This is a genomic window from Streptomyces ochraceiscleroticus (genome assembly GCF_000720485.1).
Taxonomy (GTDB): Bacteria; Actinomycetota; Actinomycetes; order Streptomycetales; family Streptomycetaceae; genus Streptomyces; species Streptomyces ochraceiscleroticus.
In genome coordinates this window covers 156,920-167,382 of sequence record NZ_JOAX01000015.1, presented here as the reverse complement: position 1 = coordinate 167,382, position 10,463 = coordinate 156,920, and the positions used below count along the sequence as shown (strand labels likewise).

Genomic DNA, 10,463 nt, shown 5'->3' with positions numbered 1-10,463 from the left:
AGTGTTCTTCGGCCGCTCCCGCGGTGTGGACACCACTTTTCCCGGAGCCACTGACGTTTCGGAAACGCCTCACTCACGCCCCACAAACACACCATGCGCCAGCGGATGAGGCCGAGCCGCGGGCGGCCTGGAGTTCCTCACCGGACCTTGCGCCCGCACGCGGCCTCGAACGGTCTCACCTGGCCCTTGTCCACCACCGGCCTGGCAGGGCCGTGCGCGCTCAGCTGGTCAAGTGCAACGCTCGCCAGCCGACTCCAACGATCCGGCACCTCCGGGGCTCGCGGGCTGTCCGGGGCGCGGCTGCTACAGGTCGAACTCCAGGTGCTCGATGTCCGTGAACCGGACCTCCTCCAGGCTCCCGGCGCGGCGGCCGCCGTCCTGGAAGTACACCTCCTTGAGCCCTTCAGCGGCGATCTCCTGGAGCTGCTGGTCACTGGCGCCCGCCTGCTGGGCATCGAAGAGGCGGGCGGCGTACTGCGGAGGCAGGGCGACGGTCAGGTGCCGGATGCGGTCCTGGTCCGTCGACCCGATCGGCGCGGTGTAGCCCATGCGGGCGCGGGTGTCGATGACGATGCCGCCGGTGGTCGCCGCCTTCTGCCGGGCCTTGGCGCGGATCTGCGGCTGCCACCGCTTCTTCACCTCGCGCTCCAGGCGCGCGGCGAGGTCCGCCCTCGGCTTCTTGATCTGGTCCTTCACGTACCGCTCCACGGTGCGTTGGGAGATCCGCAGCATCTGGGCGACCGCGCGGGTGCCCTTGAGCTGCTTGACCAGGTACCGCATCTGCGCGCCCGCGCTCTTGGGCGCCGGGCGGGTGAACGCCTTCTGCACCGCAGCCTCCAGGCCGTCCCCGAACGTGCTCATCGTCTACCTACTCCCCGTTGTCGACGTCGGTGACGGTGCCGTCCTTGATGTACCGGGCGAGGTTGAGCTCGGGGGCGTGGAACTGCTCCCGTACGCCCTCACCCCACAGCACGGTCTGGGTGCCTTCCCACTTCACCAGCCCCGGGTTGACGCCGAGCTTGAAGCCGCCGGGCAGCGGCTTGCCGTCCCGGTAGGGCAGGAAGTCCAGCGGCGTCGTCCCGTCCGTCGCGTACACGACGCAGTCGGAGAGGACCGCGACCGGGTACTGGCCGGTGAACGCCGCATGCTTGACGATCTTGCGGTGCAGATTGATGCGGGTACGGGAGATGACGGCCGCGCGGATGTCGGGGCGCCAGGTGGGCCGGGCAAGCGCCCGCCACGGCTGGCCCGGCCGCCAGCCCTCGCCCCGGGGCCGCTCGCGCAGCTTGCCCAGGCCACCCTTGACCGTCGCCTTGATCGCCGAGGCGACGAGCGCCAGCTGCGGGTCGCGCTGCCGGTAGCCGTCCATCGCGGCCAGGAAGTCCGCCGGCGCCATGTCCGCATGCACGCCGAGGTCGGCCATCGTAGCGAGATAGGCGTCGCGCAGCCGGGTGTACCAGCCGTCCAGGTAACGGCCGTTGTCGTACCGGACGTACGCCTCGATCGGGCGCACCTCGTAGCCGAGCTCCACGGCGTAGGCGACGGTCGGTGTGGCGTACCAGGCCGGGCCCTGGGGGTGTTCGCCCTTGGGCGTGAACGGGCTGGGCAGCAGGTCGCCGTCCAGCTGCGCCCATTTGTCCTTGGCGACCTTCACGCGGGAGAGGTCGACGTGGGAGAGGTCGACCAGCCAGGAGCCGGGCAGCTTCGCATCGAACACCGGGTTTTTGACGTGCGTGGGCGCGCCGAGGCCGACGATCAGACCGTTGGCTCCGGCGGCGAAGGCCATGTTCACGTCGATGCCCACCAGGTGGCGGTGCATGCATTCGGCGTCGGTGAGGGGGCGTGCCCAGTCGTACGCCTCCTCGAACAGCTTCTCCGCCGGGCCGCGGACGTGGAAGCGCGGCAGGTCCGCCAGCAGCGGGTGCCCGTCCGGGGCCTCGCACGGCGCGCAGTCCACCGGGTCCTTCCCCAGCGAGCCGGGGTTGTGCTCGGAGTGCCGGCGGCCCTCGGTGTCGGGCTCGGAGGCGCGGGTCGGCGGGTGCAGCGCGGTCATCAGCTCCAGGCCGGTCACCGCGGTGGAACCGCGCGGTGTCATCACCCGGGACGCGTACACGCCCAGGAGGCGGGCGAGTTCCGTCGGCGGCAGCTGGGCGGCCTCGCCCCAGTGGCGGGAGTCCAGCGCGTGCCAGGACGGGATGCACAGCTGCACGCAGGCCCGCTCCGCGCCCCGGGCCGGGCGGTAGATCCGCGCCCACGGCCCGAACCCGCGCTTGGTCAGCTTCCACTCCGCACGCGCCAGTTGATTGAGGACCTTGTGACCCTCCGGGAGCCGCCCGGCAAGCCGCTCCTCCTCGGTGAGGGCGACGGGCAGACCGTAGCGCTCCAGCGCGGCCTCGGTGAGCACCAGCAGCGGATCGGCGTCCTTACCCGGGCCGGACAGCTTCGGCTGCCCCAGCTTCGCCTCCATGAGCGTCCAGTCGACCAAGGCCGGAAGGGACTTGGCGGGCACGGTTTGGACCAGGCCGCCGACGCAGTACGCCAGCACCTGCCCGTCCTCGACGTCGATGACCGCGAGCGGCCCGTTCTCGAACCGCGCATCGACGGCCGTGGCTGGAGCGGGCTCCTTTACCGCTGGCTCCTTCGCCGCCGGACGCCGCGACGATGCGGCCGGCTTCGCCCTGGACTGCCCGACGGGCGCCGCTGCGGACGCGGGAGCAGCAGCCGGCGCGGGGACGGACGGGACTGCCGGCTCCTGCGGGGCGGTAGTGAACGCCCGTGGCTCGGGCGGGTACTTCGCCGCCCACCCCTCCAGCAGCCGCAGGTACGCCTGCAAACGCGGCGGCCGCGGTTCGGACCGGCCGTTCTCCCAGTTCTTCACCGTCTGCGTCGTCGATTTCAGCGCCTGGGCGAGCCGAGCCTGGGTGACACCGGCCGCCTCCCGCAGTCGGGCCCGCTCCGCCGGGAGCGGCAACTGCGGATCCCCCTCCAGGAGTGCATCGACCGCCTCAAACAGCTCTTCTTCACTGGGCATAACGCAAACCCTAGCAGAAAACACCCCTCAATTTACCCCTGGATTTACCCTTGGTCGATCCCCTTGCCTCAGGACAGCACCTGACCACCGCCGACGGCTCCCCCCGAGAGCGGATGCCGCTGCACCGAGCCCGTCCTGCTCACTCCTGCCACTCAGGCCATGTGCGGCCGCGTGACCCAATAGCCCGGCAAACGTACGCAGCCAACCCCAGAGGCCGGGCAGCCCGGAAGGAGATCCGGACCGGGTCCAGCATGGCGCGCGAAACGCACCCTGCAGCGGGAACGACACGTCCGTGCAACCCCGCCGTTCGACGATCTCATCGACGTAGATGCGCAAGAAAGGGCGAAGATACGGCAGGACAGCATCGCGGTAGTGGCGGGGAACATGGTTCACCATGCTCGAGTCCACGTGCGCGGCGTTGACCACGACGGCCGCGCCCCGGCGCCGGTCGCCACCCAACGCCGCCGCGCCAGCGAACACAGACCGCTGACGGCAAGCCAAACGAACCAGCTCGACGCCTGGCATTTCCATCGACTCGGCCACTCCCCCACCCCGGCGGACAGCCGGCCATGAACGGCCACCTCAAACAGCTCGCCTTCACTGACACGGTCACGGCCACCGGCGCACCCGGCAGGCTTACCACCAGCGCCTTTCTGCCCGAAGGAGCGACCAAAACCCAACGTCAGGCTCGCCGGCCCATCAACTGGGGCTACCGGATCTCCACCAAGCCGCGGTCCGTCATCACCGGGTCGGTGGCCGAACGGGTGCATCGTGGTGGAAGAACGGCAAGCACATGCCGAAGGATGCGCCGCGCACGGCGGGTAAGAGCTATCACTTCCATGGCACTTCAAGCCGGTCAAGCACGGCGACCCTGCCCAGTCCCAGAACTACTCGAAGTTCCGCGCCCATGCCGGAGGCCGAACCGGTACCGGCACCCTGACCTGGACCAGCAACGTCGAGACGAAGAAGTAACCAACCATGCCTCTCTCACACCATCTGATCCAAGACTGGGCCGACGCGATCCTTGCCCAGCTCCGGGCACCGGCCGGGCACACCCTCACCGTCACTGGCCCGGGGTTCACCGCCGATGCCGACGCAGGGACGTGCACCGGCGCAGCAGACGATGCCGCGACAGCGGAGGAGTTCCGCTCTTCGCTGTCCACCGCCCTGGACGGCGGCCAGGACGGCACCGGCTTCGGCGACCATGTCGCCGGATTGCTGGTCACCCTCACCTTCGCCGACGGCTCCTCGGCCTTCGTCCACTTCGAGGAGCCGATGCCTGATGCCGAAGCCCTCACCCTGCTGGCCGACCAGCTCCAGGACGCGGTACTGGAAGAGACCGGCGGCGCCCCCAACCCGCCCTGCCCCAGCCATGGCCACTCGGCAGTGGCCCGAACCGCGAACGGCCTCGCTAGCTGGACCTGCCCGTCCACCGGCGCGGTGTGGCCCATCCTCCCCGCCTCCTGACCCACCGGACGGTCTCCCCAGCCCCACGGCTGGGGACACCGCCCAGCCACAACCCGACCACCCCACCACCGACGCCAGCCCCCCTGCTGGACGGCGAGTGGGGAAGTCAGCAGCGCGAGCGGCTGACGGACACCTTCCACTCGGTCTACTCAAGGACCACCAACCTTTGCGCGGGAAGGTCAGCCGTCGGCGCGCTCGTACACGATGCGCTGCTGTCCGCAGCCGGCCGCCAGCCCGCGCAGCGCCCACACCCCATCCCGGTCGGCAGCCAGCACCCAGCGCAGCTAATCCATAGTCAAGGACGTTCCGAGGCAGCGGGCGCCGGCCGAGGGCGGCATCCACCGGGCGCAGACCTGGCCGTCCTCGGAGCGGTTCGCCCGGGCGGTGACGACAACCAGGAAGCGTGACGCGCCGACGTCGTTCGCGTATGCCTGGCAACGCTCCTTGTTCCACCGGGAGACGCCGGAGACCCAGACCACCGTGAGAGGGCCATGTGATCAATGTCCAGACCCTTGGGTCGGTGACGGTCTGCTGGTCGTCATAGGAGAACCACTCCCCCGACAAGATCTTGCAACCATCCCCCTTGACCACGCGGGTCCGCGACACGGTGATCAACACCTCGTTGCGAGCGGAGCAGCCATCGCAGTCCTCATCGATCCAGTGCTTGAAGCTGGTGCGCTGGTAGCCGGCGCGGTTCTCCGCGGCCAGCGGCAGCGCCTCCACGCCCGCGGCGAGCGTCATCGAAACCACCCGCGCGTAGGACGTGCTCGGCTTCGAAAGGGCCAGGGCATCAAGGCCGTGGCCCCGCCGGGAACGTTCGCCGACGCCCACCTCCCAGACGAGCAACCCGCCAACTGGCCGTCTCAAGTCGAGCAGCGAGTTGCCGGACGGTCGGGCCGATCTGCCCATGGGGCGTGCGCTGCTGTTCAGCAACCGCGCTCCTCCCGAACGGTCGCGGTCCGCTGTGGTCGCAGTCGATCATGTTCTCTCAACCGTCACCCAACGTGGTGAGAGTCGGCAGACTGCCCCATCCCGGAGACGTGGAGAGGCGACGTGACCAGGCGGAGGCGGGCGGGGAACCTGCCGGCGGAGGTAGGGGAATTAGTCGGACGACGGGCCGAGCTGGCGCAGATCCAACGGCTGTCGGGGGCCTCCCGGCTGGTGACGCTGACCGGGGTCGGCGGGGTGGGCAAGACACGGCTGGCGCTGCGGGTCGCATGCGAGGCGCAGCCGTCGTTCCAGAATGGTGTCTGGTGGGTGGAACTGTCGGGGCTGCGTCAGGGCGCGCTGCTGGCGCACACCATCGCCGAAGCGCTGCCGCTGGCTGATCAGACGACCCGGCCGATGATCGACGTGCTGGTCGACTACCTCGCCGACCGGAAGCTGCTGCTGGTCCTGGACACATGCGAACACCTGGCCGACGCCTGCGCCATGGTCGCCGAGGCATTGCTGCGGACCGCGCCGGGAGTGCGGATCCTTGCCACCAGCCGCCGAGTGCTGGGAGTGGCGGCCGAGGAGGTGTTCACCGTCGAGCCGCTGCCGGTGCCAACAATCGGCGCAGCGCCGGCCGCCGGGGTGGAGACGGTGGATGCGGTGGCGCTCCTGGCCGCGCGGGCCGCCGAGGCGGTGCCCGGATTCTCGGTCACCGATGCCAACCGGGCCGAGCTGGTGGGGATGTGCCGGCGGCTGGAGGGTCTGCCGCTGGCCCTGGAACTGGCCGCGGCCCGGCTACGGGAGTGGCCGGTGGCCGAACTGGCCAGGCGGCTGGGAGACCGGTTCGCGGTCCTCGGCGAGACCGATGCGGTGGTGGAGCCCCCCTGGCACCAGGCGCTGCGGACCGCGATCGGCTGGAGCCACCAGCTCTGCAGCCCGGCCGAGCGGCTTGTATGGGCCCGGCTGTCCGTCTTCGCCGGCAGCTTCGACGCCGAGGCCACCCGGCGGGTGTGCGCCGATGCGCTCCTGCCGGAGGAGCGCATCCCCGGGCTGCTGGCCGCGCTGGTGGACAAGTCGATCGTGACCTGGAACCCGACCGGGGGCGGGGAGCGCTACCGGATGCTGGACACCCTCCGCGAGTTCGGCGCCGACTGGCTGCGCCGCCTCGGCGAGGAACACCAGCTCCGCTGCCGGCACCGGCAATACTTCCAGGAGCTGGCCCACTCTGCGGATGGTGCCTGGATCGGGCCGGACCAGATCGCCTGGCGCGACCGGATGGTTGCCGAGTTCGCCAATCTCCGCGCCGCGCTGGACTTCTGCCTCGCCGAACAGGACGGCCACAGCGCACTGCAGATGGGCGGGGCACTATGGTTCCTCTGGTACGCCTGCGGCTTCGCCAAAGAGGGCGAGCACTACCTGGACCGGGCCCTGGAGCTGGACGCCACCCCCGGGCCGGATCGTGCCAAGGCCCTGTGGGCCCGCGGTGTCCTCAGCCATACCTTGGGTGACATGGAGACCGGCCTTCGCTTTGTCGGCATCTTCCGGGAGGCCACGGCCGAGGAGGCGGATGAGACCGCCCCGGTCGCCGCTGTCTTTCTCGAGGGCGCCAGTCTCGCGCTGAGCGGTCGGCAGACGCAGGCGGCCAAGGTGCTCGACACGGCGCCGCGTACTCCACCGCCCCCGGGGCGGTATGACGCGGCGTGGCCCCTCCTCCAAATCGCCCGGGCCTTCGTCCACATCCAGCTTGGGCAGATCGCCGAGGCCGCACTCGTCGCCGATGGCCTTTGCGCCGTATGCGACCGGCACGGCGAGACTCATGCCCGCGCCTGGGGCGACTACGTCCGCGCCCTCGCCGCGTTGGGGCTGGGGCAGGCGGAGGAGGCCGCGGCTCATGCCCGCGTTGCCCTCGAGGGCAAACGCCGCGTCCACGACAGCGTCGGCATCGCCACGGCCCTCGACGTACTCGCCTCCGCGACGGTCGCGTCCGGACACGCCGAGCGAGGCGCCCAGCTCCTCGGTATCGCCGACCGGGCATGGCAGGCACTCGGTTCCCCCCAGATGGGGGCACCCGAACTCGTCGCCGCCCGCCAGGCGTGCGAGGAACAGGCCCGCCGCCTCATCGGCGACGCCGCCTACCAGACCGCGTTCCGCGCCGGCTACGACACCGATCTCGACACCGGCATCGCCTGCGCCCTCAACACGTCCGAGGCCGCCCCACCGCACGCCGAGGCCGACTGACACAGGCCAACGGAACCCGGAAGCAGGCGGCCTCCCCACCGGCTATTCGCCCCGACCGCCCGCCCGTACAGCACCGGGCAGTCCCCTGCGAGGACTGCCCGGGAATCACTGACGTGTCCCCAGCCGGATCGCGGCTGCCCGCCAGTGCCGGAAAGATACACCTCGGGAGTTCGGACACAGGCACTCAGGGATCGCTGTCACTGGCCAGCCTTCTGCCGGGCTGCACCAGGCAGAAGGCGTAGGGCCAGCGTCTGCTGGACGGCGAGCCGCTCTGCGAGGGCGAGATCCGTCTCTGTCGTCGGCATTGTGCCGAGGTAGCGGGTTCCCCAGCCGAAAACCGCAGTTGTCGTCATGCCAAACCTCGCTCGTGCTCGGTTGTCGGGTGAAAGACGGGGCGCGGTCAGCGAAAGCAGCCGCGCGGTGTGCGATGGGAGGGCGGAGCGCGTGATCTGAGCGGCAAGCGCGACCCGCGACCGACCGCCACACTGCGTCGACGACGGTGTGGTGCCTCCCGGTGCTGTATGCGGCGCCGTCGGGCACCAGAAATGTGATCGTCTCGGCGATCTCCTGCGGCGAAACGAGCCGAGACCGAATGGGTCCGCTCGGTTCGCCGCAGCGAGCACCGCGACGACCTGGTCGGACGCGTCCCATGGTCTCGGGGGCGGCGTCCCGACGCCGTCCAATGCTTGAGGACCACCGCCGGACGCATCGGTGAGACGGCTCGTTGCTAAGCGACCGTGAGCACGATCTTGCCCTGGATGTGCCCCCGGGCGGCGCGCTCGTGCGCCGCTTGGGCATCCGCGAGCGCAAACGTGCTGTCGATCGCGACGCGCAGCGTGCCCGCGGCGAGCAGGCGTAGCAGTTCGGTGAGCTGCGCGCCGCTCGAGCGGACCTGCGCGCTCGAGACCGTGACCCCCAGCTTTGCGATCTCTTCTTCGTCGAAACCGCCAGGAAACACCGGAAACAGCGCGCCGCCGTGCTTGAGGGTAGGCAGGAAGCGCCTGGTGTCGGGACCCCCGACCGTGTCCAGGACGAGATCGACGTCACGGGCGGCTTCCTCGGGCCGGTCCTTGGTGTAGTCGATGAATTCGTCGGCGCCGAGCTCGCGGAGGAACGTCTCGTGAGCGCCGGAGGCCACGGCGATGACGTGGGCTCCCTTCCACTTGGCCAGCTGAAGTGCGAGGTGCCCCACGCCACCTGCAGCGCCGTTGATGAGCACCGTGGTCTCGCTGTCGAGTGCCGTCGGGCGGTGCTGGGCCTCCTGGAACGGTGAGGGGTGGTCGTGCCCGAGCTCGATCAGGAACTGCCATGCCGTCAACCCCGACATGGCCAGGCCGGCGGCCTGCACGTGATCGATGGAGGCCGGCTTGAGTGCGAAGTCCGATGCCGGCGCGGTGACGTACTCGGCGTACGCGCCGGCTTGGAGAGCGGTGGGGAAGCGCAGAAGGCCGACCACCTCGTCTCCGGCCGCGAAGCCGTTGACATCGGCTGCGACGTCTGCCACGACGCCTGAGACGTCGGTCCCCGGAATCAGGGGGAGATCGAACGTGGGCTTGACCTCGGGAGGTACGTCAGGCATTCCCTCACGTGCGTACCAGTCAGGAGGATTGAGGCCGACCGCGTGCACGCGGACGAGCACCTCGCCCGGCCCCGGCTCGGGAACCGGCGCCTCCTCATGACGCAGCACCTCCGGGCCGCCGAAGCCGTGCAGCCGGATCGCCCTCATTGTGTGTGTGGACATCTATCTCTCCTGCCCGCGCCGCGGGATAAACTTATTCGGATCAGTGATCCAGGTATCCGGACCACTGATCCGAATATATGGACCACTGATCCGGATAGTCAAGAGGGGCATGATGAGGGCCGACGCCAGGAAGAACCACGACCACCTGCTCGTCGTTGCGGGCGCCGCCATCACCGAGCAGGGCGTCGACGTGTCCCTGCGCGACATCGCGCGCAGGGCCGGTGTCGGACTCGCAACGCTGCTACGGCACTTCCCGACACGCGAGGCACTGCTCGATGCCCTGCTCCGCACGAGCTTCGACGAACTGACGGCAAAGGCAGGCGAACTCGAGACGTCGAGCTCGCCCGAAGACGCTCTCGTTTCATGGCTGCGCGACTGCGTCGCGTGGACAACCGAGTACCAAGGCGTCACCGAGCTGATGGCAGCGGCGATCGAGGACACCGAATCCGCACTCCACGCTTCGTGCGTCACCCTGCGCGCAGCCGGCACGCGACTCCTCACCCGCGCCCAGGCCGCGGGCAAGGCCCGAAGCGACATTGACGGCACCGATCTGTTCGCACTGGTAGCGGCACTGGCATGGCTCGGCGATCAACCCGCGCTCGCGCCACGCGCCGATCGTCTCTTCGAGGTCGTCGCGAGCGCGATTCTGACGAGTGCGGGGGGCAGCGATGCCGAGGACGAACATCGTCCTCGTACTCGGACCCGTGGCTGACATGGCCCCACGGTGTCGATCGCGCTCTCCGCACTGCTCGTACGGTCGCTGCCTTGCGCACCTCGGCCCGTCAGGCCGCGGCTGGCAGTAGCCTGCCTGGCGGGGTGCTCGGCACTTCGTGCGGGCGCCTTTCTCCTCGGTGTCGCGCTCAACTTCGGGCCGATGCGGGTGCTGATGGGCACCGGCTCGGTGGGGGCATCCACAGCACCTCGTTCAGCGCCTGCGGCACGGTCTTTCCCCCGCCGCTTGGGCCCGTGGGCTCAGGATGAACCACCGGCCAGTCACATGTAGACCTCGCAGACGCTCGCGTCGATTGCGGCGACCATGGCGGAGATCAAGGA

6 protein-coding genes are annotated in these 10,463 nt (G+C 69.9%); 3 read left to right on the top strand and 3 right to left on the bottom strand.

Annotated elements, in window-relative coordinates:
- Positions 1 to 303: 303 nt before the first annotated feature.
- Both tpg and tap read right to left on the bottom strand, forming a co-directional pair.
- Complete coding sequence (gene tpg / locus IG84_RS0120365; protein ID WP_031059135.1) at positions 304 to 861, bottom strand: telomere-protecting terminal protein Tpg; 558 nt, start codon at positions 859 to 861, stop codon at positions 304 to 306.
- 7 nt (positions 862 to 868) lie between these two features.
- Positions 869 to 3,031 (bottom strand): telomere-associated protein Tap, encoded by a 2,163-nt coding sequence (gene tap, locus IG84_RS0120360; protein WP_031059132.1) that lies wholly within the window; start codon positions 3,029 to 3,031, stop codon positions 869 to 871.
- Between the two features lie 978 nt (positions 3,032 to 4,009).
- On the opposite strand from tap, the gene IG84_RS0120355 reads away from it, so the two are divergent.
- Positions 4,010 to 4,498 carry a hypothetical protein gene (locus IG84_RS0120355; protein ID WP_031059130.1) on the top strand — a complete coding sequence of 163 codons (489 nt, stop codon included), beginning with the start codon at positions 4,010 to 4,012 and terminating at the stop codon, positions 4,496 to 4,498.
- Between the two features lie 1,053 nt (positions 4,499 to 5,551).
- Positions 5,552 to 7,669, top strand: coding sequence for an NB-ARC domain-containing protein (locus IG84_RS41630; RefSeq protein WP_063761822.1), 2,118 nt, complete (start codon positions 5,552 to 5,554; stop codon positions 7,667 to 7,669).
- A 727-nt stretch (positions 7,670 to 8,396) separates the two neighbouring features.
- Here the strand turns inward: IG84_RS41630 and IG84_RS0120340 are convergent.
- A complete protein-coding gene (locus IG84_RS0120340) occupies positions 8,397 to 9,410 on the bottom strand; it encodes an NADP-dependent oxidoreductase (protein ID WP_031059128.1) in 1,014 nt (337 codons plus the stop codon).
- 112 nt (positions 9,411 to 9,522) lie between these two features.
- Between IG84_RS0120340 and IG84_RS0120335 the strand changes: the two genes are divergently transcribed.
- Complete coding sequence (locus IG84_RS0120335; RefSeq protein ID WP_031059126.1) at positions 9,523 to 10,122, top strand: TetR/AcrR family transcriptional regulator; 600 nt, start codon at positions 9,523 to 9,525, stop codon at positions 10,120 to 10,122.
- Positions 10,123 to 10,463: the final 341 nt, after the last annotated feature.